Source organism: Sulfurimonas aquatica, assembly GCF_017357825.1.
Lineage (GTDB): Bacteria > Campylobacterota > Campylobacteria > Campylobacterales > Sulfurimonadaceae > Sulfurimonas > Sulfurimonas aquatica.
In genome coordinates, this window is record NZ_CP046072.1 from 758,905 (window position 1) to 782,570 (window position 23,666).

At 33.9% G+C, this 23,666-nt stretch carries 22 protein-coding genes, 1 tRNA gene and 1 pseudogene; 8 read left to right on the forward strand and 16 right to left on the reverse strand.

What is annotated here, in order from left to right:
* Positions 1 to 104 precede the first annotated feature (104 nt).
* The gene (locus GJV85_RS13655) at positions 105 to 323 is read left to right on the forward strand and encodes a recombinase family protein (RefSeq protein WP_242689826.1); all 219 of its coding nucleotides are present in this window, start codon (positions 105 to 107) and stop codon (positions 321 to 323) included.
* Between the two features lie 467 nt (positions 324 to 790).
* On the opposite strand, the gene GJV85_RS03660 is transcribed toward GJV85_RS13655, so the two are convergent.
* Positions 791 to 2,101 carry a sensor histidine kinase gene (locus GJV85_RS03660; protein WP_242689827.1) on the reverse strand — a complete coding sequence of 437 codons (1,311 nt, stop codon included), beginning with the start codon at positions 2,099 to 2,101 and terminating at the stop codon, positions 791 to 793.
* 275 nt (positions 2,102 to 2,376) lie between these two features.
* Positions 2,377 to 3,930, reverse strand: coding sequence for an IS1182 family transposase (locus GJV85_RS03665; protein ID WP_207562525.1), 1,554 nt, complete (start codon positions 3,928 to 3,930; stop codon positions 2,377 to 2,379).
* A 409-nt stretch (positions 3,931 to 4,339) separates the two neighbouring features.
* Here GJV85_RS03665 and GJV85_RS03670 point away from each other — a divergent pair, with 409 nt between their 5' ends.
* The gene (locus GJV85_RS03670; protein ID WP_207562526.1) at positions 4,340 to 4,864 is read left to right on the forward strand and encodes a GNAT family N-acetyltransferase; all 525 of its coding nucleotides are present in this window, start codon (positions 4,340 to 4,342) and stop codon (positions 4,862 to 4,864) included.
* 18 nt (positions 4,865 to 4,882) lie between these two features.
* Here the strand turns inward: GJV85_RS03670 and GJV85_RS03675 are convergent, their stop codons facing one another.
* Positions 4,883 to 5,626, reverse strand: a complete 744-nt coding sequence (locus GJV85_RS03675) for an SIR2 family NAD-dependent protein deacylase (protein ID WP_207562527.1) — start codon at positions 5,624 to 5,626, stop codon at positions 4,883 to 4,885.
* Positions 5,627 to 5,847: 221 nt separating this feature from the next.
* Here GJV85_RS03675 and GJV85_RS03680 point away from each other — a divergent pair, with 221 nt between their 5' ends.
* Positions 5,848 to 6,921, forward strand: a complete 1,074-nt coding sequence (locus tag GJV85_RS03680) for a 6-phosphofructokinase (protein WP_207562528.1) — start codon at positions 5,848 to 5,850, stop codon at positions 6,919 to 6,921.
* A 545-nt stretch (positions 6,922 to 7,466) separates the two neighbouring features.
* Here the strand turns inward: GJV85_RS03680 and GJV85_RS03685 are convergent.
* Positions 7,467 to 7,897: pseudogene (locus tag GJV85_RS03685) on the reverse strand (recombinase family protein).
* 140 nt (positions 7,898 to 8,037) lie between these two features.
* On the opposite strand from GJV85_RS03685, the gene GJV85_RS03690 reads away from it, so the two are divergent.
* The 3 genes from GJV85_RS03690 to GJV85_RS03700 all read left to right on the forward strand — a co-directional run bounded on the left by GJV85_RS03690 (position 8,038) and on the right by GJV85_RS03700 (position 10,100).
* Entirely contained in the window at positions 8,038 to 8,292 is a 255-nt protein-coding gene (locus GJV85_RS03690) for a type II toxin-antitoxin system Phd/YefM family antitoxin (RefSeq protein WP_207562524.1), read from the forward strand.
* Positions 8,282 to 8,560, forward strand: a complete 279-nt coding sequence (locus GJV85_RS03695) for a type II toxin-antitoxin system RelE/ParE family toxin (RefSeq protein WP_207562523.1) — start codon at positions 8,282 to 8,284, stop codon at positions 8,558 to 8,560. Before GJV85_RS03690 ends, GJV85_RS03695 begins: the two co-directional genes overlap by 11 nt.
* A 691-nt stretch (positions 8,561 to 9,251) precedes the next feature.
* Positions 9,252 to 10,100, forward strand: coding sequence for an SEL1-like repeat protein (locus GJV85_RS03700; protein WP_207562529.1), 849 nt, complete (start codon positions 9,252 to 9,254; stop codon positions 10,098 to 10,100).
* Position 10,101: 1 nt separating this feature from the next.
* Here the strand turns inward: GJV85_RS03700 and GJV85_RS03705 are convergent, their stop codons facing one another.
* Positions 10,102 to 10,962 carry a hypothetical protein gene (locus GJV85_RS03705; protein ID WP_207562530.1) on the reverse strand — a complete coding sequence of 287 codons (861 nt, stop codon included), beginning with the start codon at positions 10,960 to 10,962 and terminating at the stop codon, positions 10,102 to 10,104.
* Positions 10,949 to 11,329, reverse strand: a complete 381-nt coding sequence (locus GJV85_RS03710) for a hypothetical protein (RefSeq protein ID WP_207562531.1) — start codon at positions 11,327 to 11,329, stop codon at positions 10,949 to 10,951. The genes GJV85_RS03705 and GJV85_RS03710 overlap by 14 nt, the downstream gene beginning before the upstream one ends.
* 732 nt (positions 11,330 to 12,061) lie before the next feature.
* Between GJV85_RS03710 and GJV85_RS03715 the strand changes: the two genes are divergently transcribed.
* Positions 12,062 to 12,493 carry a replication/maintenance protein RepL gene (locus GJV85_RS03715; RefSeq protein WP_207562532.1) on the forward strand — a complete coding sequence of 144 codons (432 nt, stop codon included), beginning with the start codon at positions 12,062 to 12,064 and terminating at the stop codon, positions 12,491 to 12,493.
* Between the two features lie 6 nt (positions 12,494 to 12,499).
* Here GJV85_RS03715 and GJV85_RS03720 read toward each other — a convergent pair whose 3' ends face one another.
* The 10 genes from GJV85_RS03720 to gyrA form a co-directional block, all read right to left on the reverse strand.
* Positions 12,500 to 13,546: a tyrosine-type recombinase/integrase gene (locus GJV85_RS03720; protein WP_207562533.1), complete on the reverse strand. Its 1,047-nt coding sequence runs from the start codon at positions 13,544 to 13,546 to the stop codon at positions 12,500 to 12,502.
* 248 nt (positions 13,547 to 13,794) lie between these two features.
* Positions 13,795 to 13,869 (reverse strand) — tRNA-Asn (locus GJV85_RS03725).
* Positions 13,870 to 13,923: 54 nt separating this feature from the next.
* Complete coding sequence (locus GJV85_RS03730) at positions 13,924 to 14,868, reverse strand: radical SAM protein (protein ID WP_242689828.1); 945 nt, start codon at positions 14,866 to 14,868, stop codon at positions 13,924 to 13,926.
* A complete protein-coding gene (gene hemE / locus GJV85_RS03735; protein ID WP_207562535.1) occupies positions 14,852 to 15,892 on the reverse strand; it encodes a uroporphyrinogen decarboxylase in 1,041 nt (346 codons plus the stop codon). Before hemE ends, GJV85_RS03730 begins: the two co-directional genes overlap by 17 nt.
* A gap of 72 nt (positions 15,893 to 15,964) precedes the next feature.
* Positions 15,965 to 16,477 (reverse strand): YqhA family protein, encoded by a 513-nt coding sequence (locus tag GJV85_RS03740; RefSeq protein WP_207562536.1) that lies wholly within the window; start codon positions 16,475 to 16,477, stop codon positions 15,965 to 15,967.
* Positions 16,478 to 16,479: 2 nt separating this feature from the next.
* Entirely contained in the window at positions 16,480 to 17,511 is a 1,032-nt protein-coding gene (locus tag GJV85_RS03745) for an aspartate-semialdehyde dehydrogenase (protein WP_207562537.1), read from the reverse strand.
* 30 nt (positions 17,512 to 17,541) lie between these two features.
* Complete coding sequence (locus GJV85_RS03750; protein WP_207562538.1) at positions 17,542 to 18,681, reverse strand: sigma-54-dependent transcriptional regulator; 1,140 nt, start codon at positions 18,679 to 18,681, stop codon at positions 17,542 to 17,544.
* A 19-nt stretch (positions 18,682 to 18,700) separates the two neighbouring features.
* Complete coding sequence (locus GJV85_RS03755; protein WP_207562539.1) at positions 18,701 to 19,117, reverse strand: hypothetical protein; 417 nt, start codon at positions 19,115 to 19,117, stop codon at positions 18,701 to 18,703.
* Entirely contained in the window at positions 19,069 to 19,548 is a 480-nt protein-coding gene (locus tag GJV85_RS03760; RefSeq protein ID WP_207562540.1) for an LPP20 family lipoprotein, read from the reverse strand. Before GJV85_RS03760 ends, GJV85_RS03755 begins: the two co-directional genes overlap by 49 nt.
* A 60-nt stretch (positions 19,549 to 19,608) precedes the next feature.
* A complete protein-coding gene (gene gyrA / locus GJV85_RS03765; protein WP_207562541.1) occupies positions 19,609 to 22,092 on the reverse strand; it encodes a DNA gyrase subunit A in 2,484 nt (827 codons plus the stop codon).
* Positions 22,093 to 22,304: 212 nt separating this feature from the next.
* Between gyrA and GJV85_RS03770 the strand changes: the two genes are divergently transcribed.
* Positions 22,305 to 23,609: an ammonium transporter gene (locus tag GJV85_RS03770; RefSeq protein ID WP_207562542.1), complete on the forward strand. Its 1,305-nt coding sequence runs from the start codon at positions 22,305 to 22,307 to the stop codon at positions 23,607 to 23,609.
* Positions 23,610 to 23,666 lie beyond the last annotated feature (57 nt).

Consider the following 23,666-nt stretch of genomic DNA (forward strand, 5'->3'; position numbering starts at 1 on the left):
TCATTTTAGCATATTTATTCAAAAATTTACACCTTATTCTATTTTGAGCTATATAGTAGACTTTTATATGTCATAAATAGTAATTCCAACACAAAGGATTTATTATGTATGTAAGATATGCAAGAGTTTCAACTTTAAGCCAAAATCTTGAGAATCAAATAGACCTACTTAAAGATGCCGGCTGTAAAAAGATCTTCTCAGAAAAAAGATTTGGTAAAAATAAAGCTAATCGTGAACAGTTTAATATTATGATGGACTTCGTTCGAGAAGGAATTGAAGCTGCAAAGAAAAAGGAGTTCAATTTGGAAGAAAAGCTATTCTAAATAGCAAAGAGAAAAATGTCATATATAAAGAACATGAAAAAGGAAAGTCTGTAGCATGGTTGTCAAAATTCTTTCATGTTGCTCGTAATACAATCTATAGAGCTATTAAAGATGTAGCTAAAAAGAAATAGTCAAATTGACTACTTCATAATGTTCCAAAATCCAGTTCTATTTGGAACATTCTTTTTGTTACGAAAGTCTGTTCCAAATATAAGACTTTATGAGGTTTAAGTTTAAAATCGTTTCGAATACTGAATATAACATATTTTATTCTGCAAAATTTAGTTGAGTCCCCTAATATATGGTATTTCTAGTACCATTGAGTTTTCACTTAATTTAACTCTTCGCTTGACATAGTTTAGTCCTCAGAAAAATATAATCATCATATGAATAACAACAAAAAATCTGAACCCAACAAATGAAAATTCTTAAAGAGACATAATCAAGATAATAAGCATATTAATAGTTTAGAGTGGCAGCTGAATAATAAATTTCGCTCCATTTTCAGTATTACTAACAGATAATTTACCTTTACAATGCTCTTCTATAATGGTCTTAGACATATAAAGTCCTAGGCCAGTGCCATCTTTTTCGCATTTAGTACTAAAATAGGGATCAAATATCTTTAAAACACATTCCTTGGGAATTCCTCCAGCATTATCTTCGATACTTAAAATCGCATAATTATCGTTTTTGTAAGAACTTATCCATATTTTTGGACTTAATATTTGCTCTTTAAGTATCGCGTCCGCCGCGTTATTTATGATATTTAAAACCACCTGTCTAATTTCATTGATATAGGTATTTAACTTAACGTTCGGATGTAAGGATTCTTTCTCAATACTGATTTTCTTTAAATCAAAAATTGGAGCCATTATCTCAAGGCTGCTGTCAACAATTTCCTGCAAGGTTGTTTCTTGAGCCTCTTGCTTTACTTTAAAAAAATCACGAAAATCATCAATCGTAGAAGAAAGGTACTGAGAAAGAGAACTAATCGACTCCAGTCGTTCCTGGAAAAATTCTTTTTTATACTGATCCATCATAATGTCAAGACTCAGCGTTCCAGTAATTGCGGAGATAGAAGAGAGTGGCTGTCGCCATTGATGAGCTATCATACTTATCATCTCTCCCATCTGTGCCAATCGAGACTGTTGGAGCATATGGGCACTCTGTATTTTTACTTTTTTGTCAAGGTCTTTATTAATTGCGAGTAAAGAATTATTCTTCGATTTAATTTCTTTTTCCGCTGGCAGAAAAATAAAGAAAGCCTCAACAAGTAAAAGTATTAAGAGAAGTATTAAAATTAAAGTTTCAAGGTTTTCAATTTTATGTGTGCTCTCTTCACTCTTTCTTTGAATGGAAAGGACAAAATTATTGATAGATTCAGATAACTTTTGATACTCATTTTCCAAGCTATCAATTTCTATCCTAGACGGAGTGGTAAGGAGTTTTTTCGCATGTTCAATATACCGTTTTTTATCTTTGAGTTCAAAGACATATCCTATTTTTTTAAGAATAACTTCATTCTGTTCAAATTCATTTATTGTTTTTTCAAGTAGCTCATTATATTTTGAATTTTTGAGGTCGAAACTTTCAGTCGTATATAGTAATATCTTTGTAACAAGCATTCTCTCTTTGCCACTTAAGTTGATAACTTCGGCATATTTAGCATGGTCTTTGATCAAAATAATGACGCTAAAATAGAATAAGAGTGAAAATGAAGCAATCAAAAGGAGAGCTAATGTATATCGCATTCTAAAACTTAAGGAAATATTCATATAACCTTCCTTTCAATAGTTGTATTTTAAGAATAAGTATCTATCACTATACTGTTTGAAACATCAATAATACATTAACAAAATTTAATTAAGTAAAATTTTTAATGTTCTTACACAGAGTATAGCACTAACAAAAAGAAATACTTATAAATAATTGGATAAATTTTAATCAACTAAACTATGACTCTTCTTTGTGTATAACAACTTGTAGAGACTGTGAAAGAACTAACCCTATATAAGCAAAAAGAGTCGAGCTAAAGAATATTTTTCAAGCTTCAGACGCTCAAACTCATTTTTTGACGAAAAAATGCCCTAATAAAGTATAAAACTGCTAGATACTCCGCTATTTCTTGCTTGATACTCTCAAGATTACCATGTTTATGTGCTTCTATCAGCTTTTGAAACAGAGTAATCCCAATCAAATTTAATAGTCGTCTGAAATTATAGGTAAGCATAATCAGAGCATTCTCTCCAGCAACCTTTGTTTTGCCACGCACCAGAAAATGACTCCAGCCAAGCTTTTGTTTGATTGTACCAAACGGATGTTCTGCAAGTGCGGCACGTTCTTTTATCATAGCTTTGGCTTTTGATGTTTTCATCTTTGTACGGTGTTCAGTAATGAGTGCTTCATGTTCCCAGCGCCACAGACGTTTTGCATTGGCAATATCTGAAATACACTCTGAATGCAATGGACAAACTTTACATACAGAGCGAGTGCCATAATACATAAAACGCTTAATACCCTTGTTCTCATAGGTGGTTTTTTGTCGCTTCAACACTTTGTCATTCGGACAGATATAGCAGTCCTCGGTTTCATCATAGGTAAATGCATCTCTTGGAAACTTCCCCTTGTCTTTCTGCTTCTTCTGTTTGTCTGGCATGGGGACATAGACATCAATCCCTTCATCGATACATCGCTTTAATTCTTTAGAACTGAAATAGCCCGCATCAGCTGCGACCTTTATCTGCTCATTCCCTGTAGCTTCTTTGGCCTGGGTAGCCATAGGGTAGAGCTGATCGTGATCAACTCCTTTGCTGGAGATATTGGTAGCTACAATAAACTTGTATTTGCCATCAACAGCAATCTGTGTATTATAGGCTATCAGATGATGTGCTGGTTTAGTCATTAAGGTAGCATCAGGATCACTTTTACAGTACTGTTTTACTTGACGCTCTTTAAGGATATTAAGATCAGCATCTAGTTTGGTTTTGCGTTTGTTCAGTCGCTTTAGACATTCCATTTTAACTATTGGTGTTGTCTCTTTGCTCTCACACTTATCGCTATACTCCAGTGCACCTAGATACTCTGTTATCTTCTCATCAACTGACTTTATATCTTTTATAGTTACTTTTTCTGAGATCAGTTGATTCTTTGAAGCGTTAGCACGTAAAAAAGCTCCATCAATAGCAACTACTGCACCATCAATCAAATCTACAGAACGACATAGCATCACAAAGTCACGAAAAAGTTGCTTGAGTACTTTGGGATTATCTTTACGGAAGTTAGCGATGGTCTTATATCCAGGAGTGAGTCCTGCGCATAACCACATCATCTCAACATTACGTTTAATCTCACGCTCAAGCTTTCTAGAGCTTCGAATACTATTGAGATAACCGTAGAGATAGATCTTCAAAAGTAGTGCAGGATGGTATGCTGGTTGACCATCAGAACCACCACTAGATGTAAAGACTCCTAAATCAGCTAAATCAATACTATCAACATAGCTCTCAATTGCTCTTACTGGATTATTCTCATCAACATACTCATCTAGACTGGGAGGAAAAAGAAGTTGTTGATGACGGTTTAAACCCTCTTTGTAGTTTGGCATTCTTCAGCCTTTTTCATTGATATATGACATATCTATTTTAGCTAATTAGTCGTTATAAGTGGCTTTGAGTTCTTTCACAGTCTCTGTAGGTTTTGGAACATTAGTCAAGGTGAAGTCATGATATTGGGTGCTGTTTCAGTGCTAAATAATCATATGAAATATGTTCAGTCTTTGTAGAATTATTTTTGAAAACCCTGTAAATACGGTATTTGATGGTATTATCTAGTCTATCAAGTTAGCTCCAGTATCCGGAGCCACAACTTTTAAACTTCAAAAAAAATATCTCACTATTCTCTAATCTAAAACATAGATATATCAATTTTTTTATTGTATTTTCAGAAGAAAATAATTATAATTCTCGAATTTTTTTTAGCAAAGCTAATAAATAATGTATTACGAGGAATACAACTTGAATTATAATTTCAGCACAAATAGACTGATAGTAAAAGAATGGCACTCTTATGAGCCAAAAGATATTGCTCAGCCAGACTTAGTTAAAGTTGTAGAAAATATTTTAGTACCTGAGGTCACCAAAACATTTCCCATCATGTGGAGAGGTAAATATGACACGAGAAGAGCTAAAGCCTGGATACAAGAACAAGATTCTGATTCTAAAACACTTTTAGCTGTTGAAAGAGAAACTAAAAAGCCAATAGGGCTAATTAATTTTTTTAACGTGGGTGACAAAAGTAGAGGTACTTACTTGCGTTTAGGATATATGCTTTCTAAAGTAATGTGGGATCAAGGATTTGCAACAGAGTTTGTTGAAGGCTTTATCCATTGGTGTAAAGAAAATAAAATTTCTACTATTTTAGCAAGAGTGGAACCAGACAATATTGCTTCGATTCGGGTACTTGAAAAAAACAACTTTTCTTCTGAGAGAACTGATTCAAATGGAATATCACTTTTATTTGAATATAACCTACTTCAATAAGATATTTTAAAATATCATCTACTTATGTTTATATTTTGAGCTACTCTTCATGTACTCATCTACTATTGACAACATCTCATCCATAGATTCACCAGCTTTTTTTTGAATAAAATACTCAAAGTATTCGTCAATATGAGGTTTGGGGTCATACATACTTCTAGTTGATTGGCGTTTGGGGTCTATAATAATGGAATTCTTAAACTCTTTTGCAATAGGGACAATATCAATCACAGCTCCGCTAGTACCAATAGCAATGAAAAGTGAGCACTCTTTTATGGCTTGGCTAAGATAACTATAATTTGGTGCATGTTCGCCAAACATAACTACATTGTGGCGAACCCTATTATTCCCACAGTTAGGACATTTTTCACTTTCACCTTGAGCTCTGTAGCCAATACTATATATCTTGGTACAAGCTTCACAGCGAAGATCAGTTAATGTGCCGTGAAGATGAATGACTTCTTTTGCACCTGCTTTTTCCATTAGATCATCAATATTTTGAGTTAGGTGAATAATCCTTCCTCTATAGTCCTTTTCAAGTTGAGCTAAAACTTTATGTGCATTATTAGGTTTTTTAAATTCAAGCTCATGTCTGCGTTCATTATAAAACTTTGTTACAGCTTTATGGTCTTCTATCCACCCTTTTGTGGAGCAAACTTTCATAACATCGTGATTTTCCCAAAGACCATTACTATCTCTAAATGTACTGATCCCACTCTCTGCAGAGAGTCCAGCACCACTTAGTATCATTATTTTCTTCATGTTTGATCCTCTTTTTGAGTATATCATTATAGGATAATTAATATTGTGTTATGAGAAATAATGAACTGTTTTTTATATAATAGTAGATATTAACTCATAGGGATACAGTTATAATAATACAATGACTTAGCATTTAATAAACAGTATGATATGATTTTGATGAACTCAACTTTTAATGAGTTCTAGAAATATTTAACATTTGAAAATATAAAGGTGATAAAATGAAAAAGCGTATTGGTATTTTAACTAGTGGTGGTGATTGTCCAGGACTTAATGCTGCAATTCGTGGACTTGCAAAGTCTTCTTATGCCTTGTTCGACTGTGAATTTGTTGGTATTCGCAACGGTTACAAGGGTTTAATTGATGGTGATTATCGTGAAATGAAAAAATCCGATTTTTCTGGAATTTTAACACTTGGTGGAACTATGCTCGGCTCTAAAAGAACTCCTTTTAGGAATATGCGAAATATTGAAGAGGATGGCATAGACAAAGTCTCCAATATGATTAAAAACTATAAAAAGATGAAATTAGACTGCTTGGTTACATTAGGTGGAAATGGGACACATAAAAATGCAAACTTATTACGAGAGGAAGGATTAAATGTTATTGGTCTTCCCAAGACAATCGATAATGACATTTATGGCACTGACTTTACTTTTGGTTTCCACTCTGCAGTTGATATAGCAACTGATGTAATTGATAAGATTCATACGACGGCATCTTCACATGATAGGGTTATGATTGTTGAACTGATGGGAAATAAGGCCGGCTGGCTTACTTTGTATGCAGGATTAGCAGGTGGAGCTGATATTGTCTTAATTCCAGAAATTCCTTACTCATTAGAGAGTATATATGAAGCATTACTGCAGCGACAGAAAAATGGTAAAAACTTTTCCATATTAGCGATTGCGGAGGGGGCTAAAACTATCAAAGAGGCTCAAATGAAAAAACATGAGTTTGAACAACACAGATTGAAAATGCAATATCATACAGTCTCTTATAGGTTAGCTGAACAAATTAATCAAAAGTTAGGATTTGATACTCGCGTTACTGTTCCCGGTCACACACAAAGGGGAGGCACTCCTTCTGCACAAGATAGAATATTAGCTACTAAGTTTGGTGCTTTTGCTGCTGAGTTAATTAAAAATGAGGATTATGGCAATACCATTTCCATTGTTAAAAATAAACTAAAAGCTACCCCATTGAAAAAGATGGCACATATGAGAAAACCAGTGACACGCGATACTGATGAGTTTAAGACAGCTCTTCATCTTGGCATTAATTTTGGCGAGTGATTCTTCTACATGAGGTACAATGAAAATATTTTAGCTATCCATTAGCTACTATAAGATTTTAAAGTTTTGAAATGTCGTTTTTTAGGGAGTTTATTTGTTGTGGCTCCGGATACTGGAGCTAACTTGATAGACTAGATAATACCATCAAATACCGTATTTACAGGGTTTTCAAAAATAATTCTACAAAGACTTATAGCAACTGTCAATTTCAATCAATTAACCTGTTTATGTAATGAATTATTGGATCATCATTTAAGTGACATCTACCCAGTTAAATATAAGATTATGAAATGACCCATATAAAGGAAACAGTTCTTAACTCAACAACCTCTTATATTTGGAACAATTATCAGTAACGGGAGCATTGTTCCAAATAGCATTGAATTTTAGAACATTATGAAGCATTCAAATTGACTATTTCTTTTTAGCTACATCTTTAATAGCTCTATAGATTGTATTACGAGCAACATGGAAGAATTTTGATAGCCATGCTACAGACTTTCCTTTTTCATGTTCTTTATATATGACATTTTTCTCTTTGCTATCTAGAATAGCTTTTCTTCCAAATTGAACTCCTTTTTCTTTGCAGCTTCAATTCCTTCTCTAACTCGCTCGTTAATAAGATCTCTCTTAAACTCTGCAATAGCACCTAACATGGTAAATAATAATCTTCCTGCTAGTGTTGTAGTATCAATGTTTTGTTGAATGACTTTGAGATCTACATTTTTATCTTCTAAAAACTTAGCAATATTTTGAAGGTCTATAACAGACCTTGCTAATCTATCAAGCTTTGTAATAAATAGTATATCTCCTTCACGAACAAAGTCCATAATGATATTAAACTGTTTGAGATCAGCTTTATTCTTAGCAGATTTTTTTCAGAGAAAATCTTTACACAGCCGGCATCTTTAAGTTGGTCTATTTGATTCTCAAGATTTTGGCTTGAAGTTGAAACTCTTGCATATCTTACATACATAATAAATCCTTTGTGTTGGAATTACTATTTATGACATATAAAAGTCTACTATATAGCTCAAAATAGAATAAGGTGTAAATTTTTGAATAAATATGCTAAAATGACAGAAACCTGTCATATAAACACACAGAAGGATTAATATGCAAGCTGTAAACTATACAAATGCCCGTAACAATCTCAAGACTCTGATTGATGATGCATGTGATAATGATGAAGAAATTATCATAACCACTAAAAATGATAAAAGTGTTGTATTAATTTCACTTGATGAATATAATAGAACTCATGCTGCTTTGAAACGTGAAGTACAAGAGTCAATAGAAGAAATCCAAAGAGGTGATATTATCAGTATTGAAGAAGCTTTTGATAAGGTTTTAGCTAAATATGAAAATTAATTTTTCTCAAAAAGCATATCAAAGGCTTGAAGCATTAGCAGAATATATCTATCAACAAAGTGAATCAAAAAAAACGACTGTTGTTTATGTAAAAAAATTGCGTCAATATATTACCCAGACTCTTAGTCATTTTCCCCAAGCAGGTAGACCTAGTGAGGAATTAGCACCAAATACTAGGAAACTAGTGTATCAAGGTTTTAGTATTATATACCGTATCTCAGATGAGGGTATAGAAATCCTCACAATTTATCGTGAAAATCTTTATTGAAACTCACTATTGATTTTATATTTTGTTCCAAATATAAGTGGAGTGGTAACTTCAGAAGGTTGCCTTTAATCATTTTTAAAAGTGGATTTTCATCATATCCAGCTTTCTTTCACTTTGAAAAGGTAAAAGAAGTATTGTAATTATCTCTTTCTGCCTTATAGTTTATAAACCCTTGTCTATTAAGTAAACTGTTAATCTGTATAGGTAATTCGTAACCCTCAGATATGATTTCGATTACATCTATATTATCATGTTCTTGTAGCATTTTTAACTTCTTGTACATATGAAAATCTCTAGGATCCTTTTGGATATATAGGCTTAACTTTTTTAGGTTTGGCAATGAATATACTTGTGGGATAAAAGCAGATGAGTAGTCTTTAATATTAATTGCAAGGCTTCCAATTTTATATACCTGATAGCACCGAAATGACACCGAATGTTAAAAAAGTTGGTTGAAGTTCAATGATTTAGGAGTTTAAATTGTTGTGGCTCCGGATACTGGATTCGAGAAATAATTTTTCAAAATACCGAGGACAAGGGCTTCCAATTGTGTGACTTCGGATTTGAGTATCATAAATTTTCCTTAAGGTATCATAATTATTTTACTAATTATATTTACTTTTCGCTTAGATATTACTCTTGTTAAGTATATTATTGATATCATTCTAAAATTTTACCTATAGGGAACAAAATGAAATATATACTAATAACAATTTTATTAATTAATAGCTTATGTGCTGATTATTTTGATAAAGCTTCTGAGGCTTATGGTAGTGGTAACTATGTAGAAGCTTTAAGACTATTCAAATTAAGTGCTAATAAAGGAGATGCTGACGCTCAGCATAATATTGCATATATTTATGAAAATGGATATGGCCAAGTACACCAAGACTATAAAGAAGCCTTAAAATGGTACAAGTTGGCTGCTAATCAAGGATTTATGCATTCTCAAAATAACCTTGCTTTAATGTATGAAAACGGAAGAGGAGTTGAAAAAAATTACAAACAAGCTATTCACTGGTACGAACTAAGTGCAAGGCAGGGTTCCCATAGTGCTCAGCTTAATCTTGGTGATATATATTATAAAGGTCGTGGAGTTGAAAAGAATTACCACAAAGCACTATATTGGTATAAGTTAAGTGCAACACAAGGTAACTCAAGTGCTCAATACAATCTTGCTTTAATGTACCAATACGGTGAGGGTACTAAAAAGAATCAAGTAGAAGCTATTAAATGGTATAAGTTAGCAGCTAATCAAGGTGAATTAATGGCTCAATATAACCTTGGTACTATATACCATTTTGGAAATGGTATCAACAGAAACTACAAGGAAGCTGCTAAATTGTATAAATTAAGTGCTAATCAAGGTTATGCAAGTGCTCAACTTAATTTGGGAGTGTTATATTTTAATGGGCAAGGTGTAAAAACAAATAAAATAAAAACATATAAACTATGGTTACAAGCAGCTAATCAAGGAAATATTCAAGCTCAAAATAACTTAGATAGTCTTTGTCAAGAAAGCCCATGGGCTTGTAAATAACTTAACCTCTCAAATACCACAAACTGACAGATTCTCTATTATGATTTAAGGCCTTACTTACTTCAAGCAAGGCTCCTTTATATCCAAGCTCACTAACTTTTTCATGAAATAAATTTTTAGCAAACTGATAACGATAGTCATGAGCTCTTAAATTCGGATCCAGTTGTTTTAGGTCTCTATTGAAAGATTGCTTCGAGGGTATACTCTTCATATTCAAAATAAGCTCTCTATCTTTATGATTGATAATCTTATCATGATAAATTTTACCACCCTTACCAACGACACCAGTTATCTTATAATCTCCATTACCTAATGGCTTAATATATTTATGAGGCTCTTTCGCTATAGCCATAGTTTCAGAAATTCGATACCCATTATTCAGCATAATTCTTCCCAGTACAAAGCTTTCGTACCTTATTTCTTTTAAATCTTCTAAGATACTTTCAGATTGTAGTCCCCGATTTTCTGTATCTTGATTGATAGGTGTTGAAACTTTTATATCATTGAACTTCTCTTTAAAATAATTTTCAGATACTCCAACAGTAATATTAACCTCTTTAAATGCACTTAATAGACTGTTAAAACCACTTAAATAGTTTTCTACGGTAGAAAGTGCTAATCCGTCTAATCGTTGCTCTAAAAAGCCGTTAAGGTTCTCTTCATTTAAAAGGAGATTAAATTTGCCGTCTTGTCCAGTTGATTCCAAGTAGTCTGAAAAATCCTTAAAATACATATTCCTCTTGGTTAAGAGTGCTTCCGAATGTGTTAAATTATCATTAGCTTTTTTTGTGCCCAAGGCAAATAATTTAAAATTCATGTCTCGTTGCTGTTTTTCAAAACTGGAACCCTTAAGTGACGGCATTTTCTGACCCTCTTAAATATCTATATATTGTTGAAGCGGATACACTTACATTATGTTTTATTCTAAGCTCTTTAGAAATTCTATTTGCTCCTAACCCGTTATGGTTCATTAGCTTTATGTCATGCTGAAACTTTCTTATAATAGGATTTTGCACTTGAAGCTCTTTTGCTTCTCTTGTTATTTGTTTTTCTTGAATATCTTTGATAATAAATATTGATTGAATAATTTGATTAACTGTTAAAGTATCGTCTTCGAACATACATTTGTTTAAATGTCCTTTCACTCTCTTTGCATATTCTTCGATTTCTTCGACTGAAAAGTCTAAGACCTTACTTGCTCGTTGTTTGTAATTGATTGTTAATTTCATTTCATACCTCTTATTGTTTATTAAATATGTTGCCTAAAAGGTAGTTTATAAATATCTATTCGGATTGTAGTTCAGATATGTAGTTTATTTTATGAAAAACATACAAAAAAATTACAGGGGCTAAGCCCCAGTTAGTGAAATAGACAAAAACAGTTCAGTAAGTGTTTATTATGAAATATACTTTAGTACAACCTGTGAAATTACTGCGGAAAGTATTCCCTCAACTGTGGTGTACCACACCAGTTTAGCAAAACTAAGTCTCATTATTGACTTCATGTTAGACCCTTTAATTAAATTTTATACACTGTTATATATGTGAATTTAGAAATATAGTCAATCTTCAAAAGAATTTCTAAATTCTTTTTCATGACTTAATCTTGAATAACTTATGAAACAGTTCAAAGTCGCTATATACCTCCTTATATAGTATTAAAGCCTCAGCCGTCACTATCCCATGAATGAAATAAATTTCATGTGATAGAGACGGCTTAAAATGTTCTCAGTAAATAGATAAGAGTAATGTTTTTTTAATATCCTCTTTTTTTTCCTATTCTTACGGTATTAGCTCTATATATTACTGGTACAAAATAAGTGTTTGTGATGGGGCAAAAATTTGCCCCATGTATAAATTTCTAAATTTGTATGATTTGAGCAAGATTAATTTTATGAAATGGTATATAATTTTTTCAGTTCAATTAAAAACTACTAAAATCAATTAAAGGAGACTCATGAATGAGCAAAACAAAATCAATTACAAAAACAATAGGTACAGAGCAATATACTGATAGTAGAACTGGAGAAGTTAAAGAGTTTACAGTTATAAATACAGAAGAACAAACAGATTTCAACTTTCAAAAAATATGGATAAAAGATTTAATCACATTATTAAAGGCACTTGGAGGCAGTAAAGTCGAGGTGTTCTGTTTACTGCTTGAGAAAAAAAATGCTGATAATATTTTTATAGGTAGCATTAGCGATATAGCAAAAAAAATAAAGGTAAGTGAAAATACCGTTAAATCAGCTTTAAAGCTTATGAAAGAGCTTGACTATGTGAGAATGGTTATGCATGGTGTTTATCAAGTTAGTCCAAGTTTAATAGTAAAAGGTAAGTCAAAAAAGAGACAAATGCTCTTAGCTGATTATAATAATATTAAAGTAGCATAGTGTAGATTAAAATCCTACACTATCCAGAATATTTTGGAGGGTGTCCATTTCAAAACCTTTGCCGTAAGTATCAAGAGTTAATTTAGTTTCGCCTTTGGCATGACCAACTATCTCTTGAAGCATAAAAATAGAGTTAGGCTTGTCGATATTGGCTTTAATAGCTCGTTTAATAAATGTACCTCTAAATGTGTGGAAGTTTTTCCCTTGACCCTGATTGACTGCTTTATAGAGTTGATACCTTACTTTTTTACCAAAAGCATTTTTAGTCATATTTGGGATTAAAGGGAACGAGGTATTTAAGACCATTTCTAAAATATCTTTATGAATAGGAACTTTTCTTATACCCGCGACACTCTTACTTTTTGTAATGTCAAAATAATAAATCCCAGTCTCTTCGTCTTTTTTTATACTGTCTTGAGTAAGAGCATTTATCTCATTTTGTCTCATAGCTGTATATAGAGCAATTTGGAAGACTTTTTTAATAATTGGTTCTTTATATTTATAATTCATAATCTTATTAATATCAGATTGAGAATAGTTTTCTACCTCTTGTTTTCTATTTTGTTTATCTTTCACTTCGTCTAATGGAGTGACGGGTTTTGCATTATTATGAGAAATTAATTGTCTATCAAGTGCAAACTGTAAGAAGTTTCTTGTGTATGTGAGGTGCTTGTTTATTGTTCTATTTGAACTTGTTTTTTGCTTGACTTTGAAATCTTTAAATGCTTCAAAATCCTCTACCGTTAAAGAGTCAATAAGAGAGTCTTTAAAAAATGATATAAGCATTTTAAAAGTAGTATTATATGCTCCAATACTATCGGCACTTACACGATTATCAGCTTTTTTTCTTGCAATGAATTTATCTCGTAAAAGTTCAAAGGTTAAATCACTTGTATTAGTTTCTGAACTCTCAATATGTTGCTTGACTTCCTTATAACGGTTAATGGTTGCTTGTATCTGCATTTCTTTAACACTTTCAAGGGCTACTCTGAGTTCTTCTTCTGTGTCATACTCGAACATGAGTTTAAAGTCACCTGTGTCTATTTGAAACATTTCTTCTCCGTCAATCAGGTCTAAAATCTTTCTTCGTTTAAGGGCGACCTTGATATTTTTAGTTTTTAGGGATATTCTAAACAATTTCTGCTTAATTCTTCGTCTATAGTAGAAAGTTTTGCCAACTTTGTATAATCGGAGTGCTGTAGTATCATATTTTTTTTGAATAGTATCATAGTTTATGTATTCTGTGTCTAAATCTTGCTTAAGAGTCGTATTTATGGGTGTATGTGGGGTGTTTAAAAAAGTGGCTCCGGATACTGGATTCGAACCAGTGACCAAGTGATTAACAGTCACCTACTCTACCGCTGAGCTAATCCGGAATGTTGATAGGGCGAAATTATACTTTATGAGTTATAAAAAGTCAAGTAATTGGGCTACTTTCTTCTTTTTCTTGTTAGATTACTTTTAGGGACTAAAAACTCTAAGTTTGAAACATTTTTTATTACAATTTTTTCTGTTTTTAAAAGCTTGTCTAAACGACTTTTACTATCTTCATCAAAGAGCAGGTTGATGTCATCCATAGTTAAGGGGCGTTTATCTAAAGTGTTTAATATCTCTTCATCGGAGTAGTATGCATTATTAGGTTCGGCATGAACTCTCGACGCTATATGAATGGGTAGAGAGCTATCAAATGCCATTGCGATATCATGGAGTTCTTTATAACTCGTTCCCATTACGGGATATGCCGGTGGTCTATCTATTGTTCCTATATCAATGCGTTTACAGTGTACTTGAAGTAAAACATCATTGAGTTTTTTAACTTCTTCAGGTGTATCGTTTAACTCATGGACAAATAGTACTTCTATAAAAAGTTTCCCTTTATACTCTTTACTAAACGCGATAACCTTTTGCGCAATCTGGGAGATGTCAATATCTTTATGAGGTCTATCTATCTTTTTAAATATATCTTCGCTTATCGCATCTAAGGAGAGTTTGACTTGATCTAGTTTGAGTAAAGAGTTATAAGTATCATCATATACCAGATTTGCGCTATTTGTTAGAATAAGTGTCTCTGTAGTGTTTTTAATCTTATCTATCTCATCTATAAGTTCATTGAGATGGGGGTAGAGTGTTGGTTCACCGTTGGCAGTGAGCGTTATAACGTCAACTTTATCGTTAAGGTGATGAGAAAGCTCTTTAATGATTTCATCTACTGAGATAGTTTTTACTTGTTTATCTACTGTAGCACTAGGTGCGAGTTCACAGTAGAGACAATCAAAATTACACTGTTTTATAGAAGGGGAGAGGTCAACCCCTAAACTCATGCCAAAACGGCGTGAGTTTATAGGACCGAAGATTATATTATTTTCCGCTGACACGATGACATTCATTCACAAAGTGAATAGCATTTTCAACTGTAACGTCAGGTAAGATTCCATGGCCAAGGTTAAATATATGGCGTTTACCGCCCATAGTCTCTTGAATCTTTTCAACACATTTAGTAGTAGCTTCCTTTGAGTAAAGACGACATGGCTCCATATTTCCTTGAAGAACGTACTTGTCACCTAATTTCTCTTTTGCAAGAGACATAGGAGCTCCCCAGTCAACGCCAAATACGTCAAAGTTTCCATAGACTTTGTCATAAAACGCAGGAACACCTTTAGGAAACATGATAATAGGAATATGAGGGTACTTCTCTTTTAAATACTCTGCAATCTCAACCATATAACTCCAAGAGAATTCATCATACATACCTGGCTCAATAGCTGCTGCCCATGAGTCAAAAATTTGGACTACGTCTATACCAGATTGAATCTGTTTTTCCATATAGAGCTTTACAACTTCAGTCACTTTTTTAAGTATGTTATGCAGAAGTTCTGGATTTGAGTACATCATCTTTTTACAGACGTTATAAGTTTTAGTTCCTTGTCCTTCTATCATGTACGTAGCAAGGGTCCATGGCGCGCCAGTAAATCCGATAAGCGCTTTATCATCACCGCGTTCATCTAGCTGAGTACGTAGAAGTTTAATTGTATCATATACATAAGTAAGTTTGCTTGCTGCTTCGTCTCCACCTATAAGTCTGTCTAAATCAGCTTGTGTTTGAAGAGGGTCAGAAAACTTAGGACCTTCACCTTTAACAAATGATAAATCCATTCCCATTTCATCAGGAATAACAAGGATGTCGCTAAATAAAATCGCTGCGTCAACGCCAACGATGTCTAATGGTTGAAGAGTTACTTCCGCAGCTTTTTTAGGGTCATGACAAAGGTTTAAAAAGTTTCCAGCCTCAGCACGCACTGCCATATATTCTGGAAGGTAACGTCCAGCTTGTCTCATCATCCAAACTGGAGTGTATGGAGTCTCTTTACCTAGACATGCATCTACAAATATTTTTCCCATTAGTATCCTTTTACTAAGTGTATAATTTTTTACAACACTGCGTTTAAACGCAGAAGTGATTCACTCTTTTAATTAATGTTTCCCAACTTTACCAAGAAAGTATAAACCGACAGCCACAGCCATTATAGAAAGTGCAAAATATAGCATATCTAACGCTCCTGAGTATGCCGTATGACCTACTTTTTGAAAAAATCCAACTACAAGTACCATAACGATTACTTTGGATATTTTATCTTTTAGTTGGTCAAGTGAATGAATTGCAAGGATCTTATTTGTCTCGCCCTCTTCACATTTTGCTGCGTCAATTTCAGATATAAAAAGTTCATAAAGTCCAAAAGAGAAGATAAGCATAACTACACCGATGAGATAAAAATCAACAGCACCAATAATTCCACCGACCACGTCTTCATGAAATGTTTTGGGGTGGGCGTGATTACTATATGTAGTGTATACAAATTTAGCAGTGTCATAAATATCTACCGATGCAACTATAAAAAGAATGATGCCACCAATAAGACCAAAAATCACCGCAAGTAAAACTATAAATCTAGTTGACCAAAGTGAACTTTCAAATAATTTTTCCATTGCTACTCTTCTCCTTCCATCTCTACCCATTTTTGAGCGATTCTAACAGCGTTTGTCGCGGCTCCAACTCTAAGGTTGTCCGCTACAACGAACATATGAAGTATATTTTTAGAATATACATCATTTCTAATGCGACCTACAAAAGTCTCATTTTTATCTATACATGTTGCAGGCATAGGGTAGAGCGCCTCATCTGGTTTATCTAGAATTACTATGTTTGGCGCACGAGAGAGTATTTCTCTCGCTTCAGTTGCATTCACTTCACTATCAAAAGTAAGTGTTAATGCTTCTGCGTGACCACGAAGAGTAGGAACGCGAACACAAGTAGCACTTAGAGCTATGTCTTTATGCATGATTTTAGTAGTTTCATTTACCATTTTCATCTCTTCTTTAGTGTAGCCATTTTCAGTAAAGACATCTATCTGAGGAATAACATTTAGAGCGATTTGCTGGTTAAACGCTTTGTGCTCAGCTTCATCTAAATTAAATGCGAAAAATGCTTGCATTTGAGTTACTAGCTCTTCCATTGCAGTCTTTCCAGCTCCACTTGTCGCTTGATACGTACTAACGTCAACTCGTAGTAGGTCATAAGCATCATCAAGAGGTTTAAGTGTTTGAACCATCTGAATAGTTGAACAGTTTGGATTTGCAATAATACCACTGAGTCTCCATTTTGCAATATCTTCTGGATTCACTTCAGGAACAACCAATGGCACATTTTCATCCATTCTAAAGTGTGATGTGTTGTCAATTACTACTGCTCCAGCTTTAACCGCATCGGGTGCAAACTCGGCACTAACGCTACCGCCAGCGCTAAAAAGAGCTATATCTATCTCCTCTTTTTCAAAAACATCATTTGTAAGTTCTATAATGTTTAAAGATTGACCATTAAACTCAACTGTTTTGCCCACGCTTCTAGCGCTTGCGAGTGGCACAAGTTTGTTCAGTGGAAAGTCGATTTCTGCTAAAATTGTTAATATCTCTTCACCGACAGCCCCATTTGCTCCAACTACCGCTACATTATATTTTTTCATTTTTTTTCCTATTTTTATATTTAGTTATCTTTACTTGCGCACTTCTAAAAAAAGTTCTTCTTTTTGTATCTCTTGCGTTTCACTAAGTATTACGGATCGCTCAACTACTGAGATAAGTTCTCTAATGTTTCCAGGCCAGTTATAATCTAAAAGTTCATTTTTAGCCTCAGGTGAAAATTCTTTTAAATCAAATCCATATTTCTCGCAGTTTTGCTTACAGATTTCCTCAGCGATTTGAAGTATCTCATCTTTTCTATCTTTTAATGGCGGTATATGAAGAGGAATAGTATTTAATCTATAGTATAAATCTTCTCTAAATTCACCATTTTTTATCTTTTCATTTAAGTTGGCATTTGTTGCGGATACAACACGTATATCTATCTTGATTAACTTTGACGATCCAAGACGACGGACTTCTTTTTCTTGTAAAGCACGAAGAAGTTTTGCTTGAACGCCATAAGGCATTTCACCTATCTCATCTAAAAAGAGTGTTCCGCCATTTGCTAGCTCAAACTGTCCCGCTTTTGCTTCACTCGCATCAGTGAAAGCCCCTTTTTCAAATCCAAAGAGTTCACTCTCTATTAAGTTTTCAGGTATTGCCGCCATATTTATGGCTACAAATGGTTTTTTAACTCTTGGTGAATTCTTATGTATGTAAGAAGCAAAAACCTCTTTACCAACGCCACTCTCACCAAGTAGCAAAATACTCGCATCAGTTTTGGAAGCTTTATCTGCTATATTTAAGACTTTACTGAGAGCTTTAGACGTACCAATAAAACCACCATTAGTTTTTTTAGACTTCTTTACGGTTTTTTTTACCTTTTGAACTTTATCTTCGCGTTTGATTGCTCCAACTAGCGCATCTACATCAAAAGGTTTTAGAAGAAAGTCCTTAACGCCAAGGTGAATCGAATCAATGGCACTCCCTAATGTTGCATTTCCTGTCATAATTATAACTTCAAAACGACCATTTAACTCTTTAACAAACTCTATACCATCCATTCCTGGCATATTAATATCTGTAATGATTAAATCAAAGCTGTCATCAATGGATTTTAGGGCGTCTTTAGCATTTTTGAAGGTTTTAATTTCAAACTCTTTATAGTCGCTCATAGCGATTTCAAGAGATTTTCTCATATTAATGTCATCTTCAACGATTGCTATTTTCACTTATTATCCTAAGTTAACCCTATTTTAAAGGTGAAATTTTAACAAAATTATCATTAAAATCGACTTTGAAGCAAGTTGTTTTGAGTGTCAAAATTGTAGTTGAAATATTTTGATAGTTTGTTGTTAGATCTCTATAGCTAACATTTAAACCTAGACTATGAATATACTCGACAAACTCTTCATTATTAGCTGAAAGTATATCTTTTAGATTTTTTTTATCATTTGTTTCTAAAAAGATTGGATTATATGGCTCTCCTGAGCATTTCTTCATTGCTGGGGAAATTTCAAGTGATTCATTATACATAATTGCATTTTTTACCACATATCTATAGGAGATAAGATACTCACTAGCATTTAACGCGAGTGAGAAAAATAGTAGGGTAAGTGTTAGTTGAATTGCGAGTGTGAAAGTACGATTTCCATCTCTACTTCGCATAAACCCTCTTTAAAAGTTGTCTCAACTATGTTGGCATTTTTAACCATTGCTTGAACATGAGTTCTAACAGTTGAGCGTTTAACCATCATATTTTTGATTAGGTCTTGACCATCTACTCTAACACCTTTTACTTTTTCAGCGATGAGTCTGTACGAATCAGCAATAGCCGCACGCTTTGCAAGTGCATAAGCTTGAGCAGGTGAGTAAGTATGCATAGGTGCGACGCCTTGACCTATTACACTAATAAGAAGGTCTTTGTCTTTTTCTAAAAGCTCTTCTTGGTGTAGGTCCATAGTATTGTCAGATATATTTTCTGGGCAAACTACGGGTTCCATAATTGGCATTGATTGAACTGTTGTGTCTGAAGAGTTGATAGCCTCAGAAAAAGAGAGTGTGCTTAAAAGAGCTAGTAATACTAATGAGTATTTCATTGCATATCCTTATTGGAGTATGATATACTCCAAGATTTATTACAAACTACTAAGCAAGTATTATTCCAAGATTAGGGTTGGTGCATTCTCATCATAATCATCATCTTCTGTTTTGTCTACTTTTGGACAACGTGAGATACTTGCTACTTCATCGCCTTTTACTATGTAAACGCCAGATGTATTTCTACTTGATTTTGATATAGTTTGCATATCAACACGTATCATTTTACCTGCATTTGTAAGAGCCATCATATCCATCTTCTCATCAACCATGAGACATCCAACGATATGCTTACCAGTTTTAGCCGTCATTTTCATAGCTATAACGCCAGAACCACCACGGTTGGTAAGTCTGTATTCACCTGCATCCGTACGTTTTCCTATACCTTTTTCAGCAACGATCAGAATCTCTTGCTCATCATTTGCTATGATGTTTGCATCAACTACTACATCACCCTCATGTTTGAACTTAATACCTCTAACACCACGTGTGCTTCGTCCTTGCTCACGAGTTTTTTCTATCTCAAATTTAATACACTGAGCAAGTTTAGTTACGATAAATAAATATCTAACGCTTTGATCTGCGATTTTAGCTGTGATTAGCTCATCATCTTCATCAAGAACGATAGCTCTAACGCCGTTACTTCTAATATTTGAAAATTCACTTAAGTTTGTACGTTTTACAACGCCATTTTTAGTAAAGAATACAAGACCTTTTTCTTCACTAAAGTCTGTAGTTGGGATGATAGACTGTATCTGTTCGTCCGGCATAAGGTTAACAAGATTAACAACCGCCTTACCTTTTGCAGTTCTACTTCCCTCTGGAATTTTATAAACTTTCAGCCAGTGTAGTTGTCCACGGTCTGTAACAAAAAGAAGCGTATCGTGAGTGTTACATGTGAAGAAGCTCTCTACAAAATCATCTTCGTAAGTAGTAACGGCAGTTTTGCCTTTACCACCACGTTTTTGTTTTTCGTATGATGCAAGAGGAACGCGTTTGATATAGCCTCTATGAGTAATAGTAACTACCATTGGCTCATTAGGAATTAAATCTTCAATGTCTATGTCATCATAATCATCTTCGATATCTGTACGTCTCTTATCAGTGTATATTGCAGAAACTTCATCGAACTCATCTTGGATGATTCCTTTTAGAACGGCTTCACTTTTTAAGATTGACTCTAAGTACTCTATCTGTTTCATTAGCTCAGCTAATTCATTCTCTATCTTTTCTATCTCAAGACCAGTTAAACGACCAAGTCTCATTGCAACGATGCTTGCTGCTTGGATTTCACTAAAGTCAAATTCACTAACAAGGTTGTTCTTAGCGTCTTCTTCATTAGTAGACGCGCGGATAACTCTAATAACGTCATCAATGATGTCAATGGCTTTTTTGAGACCCTCTAAGATGTGAGCACGAGCTTTTGCTTTTTCAAGGTCAAAAATTGTACGACGAATAATAATAGTTTTACGGTGATTGATAAAATGCTTTAAGATGTCAATAATACCAAAAATTCTTGGTTCTTGATTTAATATAGATAGCATGATAATACCAAAAGTATTTTGCATGCTTGTCTGTTTAAAGAGATTGTTTAAAATAATTTCACTGATTGCATCGCGTTTAAGCTCGATAACTACACGCATACCATCACGGTCTGATTCATCACGAATTTCTGAAATTCCATCAATCATTTTGTCTTTAACAAGGTTCGCCACATTTTCTATAAGACGTGCCTTATTGACTTGGTAAGGAAGTTCATCTATGACAATAACATCTCTGCTACCTTTTTTCTCAATATGAGTTTTTGCACGAACTTTTATACGTCCACGACCAGTCTCATAAGCATCCATAATACCTTTTTTACCAAAGATGATACCACCTGTTGGAAAGTCTGGTGCAGGAATATGTTCCATAATCTCAGCTAGAGTAATATCTGGATTAGCAAGCAGCGCTTTGAGGCCATTCATAATTTCAGTAGGGTTGTGTGGAGGTATATTTGTTGCCATACCAACTGCAATACCTGAAGATCCATTTATAAGAAGGTTTGGAACACGAGTAGGCATTACATCTGGCTCTTTAGTAGTACCATCATAATTTTCAATCATATTTACAGTGTTTTTATCTAAATCTTTTAGAAGTTCACCTGCATATTTAGTCATACGTGCTTCAGTATATCTCATCGCAGCTGCTGAATCTCCATCGACTGAACCAAAGTTTCCTTGACCATCAACAAGTTCCATTCTCATTGAGAAGTCTTGAGCCATACGTACGAGTGCATCATAAACAGCTGTATCACCATGTGGGTGGTACTGACCAATTACATCACCAACTATACGAGCTGATTTTTTATATTTTGCACCAAAAGAGAGGCTAAGTTTATCCATCGCATATAGTATACGTCTATGAACAGGTTTGAGTCCATCTCTTACATCTGGTAGTGCACGACCAACGATTACACTCATGGAGTAATCAAGGTAGCTGTTTTGAAGAGTCTCTTCAATATTTATAGTTTGTATGTCGTCGTTGTTTAGCAAATCGCTCATTAAAACACCCTAGTATCTAAAAATAAAATTTATCTATAATAGCTAAATATACATTAAGAAAAAGTTTAAATCTAAAATTTATAGTGTAATAATTTAAATATGTGAGAAATTGAAGCTCAAATTAGTACTGATTAATTTTTAGGCAGTTTATAGCAATTGGAGTAGAAGTTCTGTATTATAATTTGCCCTGAAAATATAAAAAAAGGATTCACATGAAGAAATGGTTACTAGCACTTTTATTTGCTTTACCTACGTTTGCATTTGCTGAAGATGCACCTACACTAGATACTGGAGATACAGCTTGGATGATGATGTCTGCTGCGTTAGTATTACTTATGACGCCAGCGGGTCTTGCACTATTTTATGCTGGAATGACAAGAAGTAAGAATGTACTTAATACATATGCAATGGTATTAGGAGCGTTTGTTGTTGCATTTGTTGCTTGGATAGCAGCAGGATATTCAATGGCGTTTGGTGATGGTGGTTCAATGCAGAGTTACATTGGTGGCTTTGGAAATGCATTCTTAAGCGGTATTAACTGGAATGACTTAAGTGGTACTTATCCTACTTATGTATTCGTTGTATTTCAAGGTACATTTGCTGCTATTACAGTTGCTATTGCATCTGGTTCAGTTATTGAGAGAATCAAATTCTCAACATGGTTAGTATTTGTTGCTATCTGGACAATCGCAGTATATGCTCCTATTACACATATGGTATGGGGTGGAGATGGTGCACTTTTATTTGATGCAGGTGCTCTTGACTTTGCAGGTGGTACAGTTGTACATATGAATGGTGGTTTAGCTGGTTTAGTTCTAGCATTCTTAGTTGGAAAACGTAATGGTTACCCTAAAATCGCAATGAAACCTATGAGTGTTATGTTGACAGCTCTTGGTGCTGCTCTATTATGGTTTGGTTGGTATGGATTTAATGGTGGATCTGCATTTGGTGCAAACTCTATCGCTGGTCTTGCTTACTTAACAACTACTTTAGCAACTGCTGTAGCTGCAATTACTTGGATAGTAATTGAATGGATAATTTTCAAAAAACCAACTTTATTAGGTGCTGCTTCAGGTGTTGTTGCTGGTCTAGTAGCTATTACTCCAGCTGCAGGTTTTGTTGATGTTGGTGGTGCTATGATTATTGGTTCTGTAGGTTCTGTAATTGCATTCTTTGGTGTTGCTATCCTTAAAAAGAAACTTGGATATGATGATTCTTTAGATGCTTTTGGTATTCACTTTTTAGCAGGTCTATGGGGTGCATTAGCAACTGGTATATTTGCTTTAAACGATCAAGATTTATTATGGGATGGTCCACTTAAGGCATCTGGTGATAGAATGGGACAGTTCATGGTTCAAGTTGAATCAGTTGTAGTTGTTGGTATCTTTACATTAGTTGGAACAGTTGTAGTTTACTATATTGCATCAGCATTAACTGGTGGTGGAAGAGTTGATGAAGAGACTGAACAAGTTGGTCTTGATGAAGCAGTTCATGGTGAAAAAACTCTAAACATATAGTCATAGTATAGATTTTGTTTAGAGAAAATAGTTGATTAAAACTATAAAAGTGGTTAC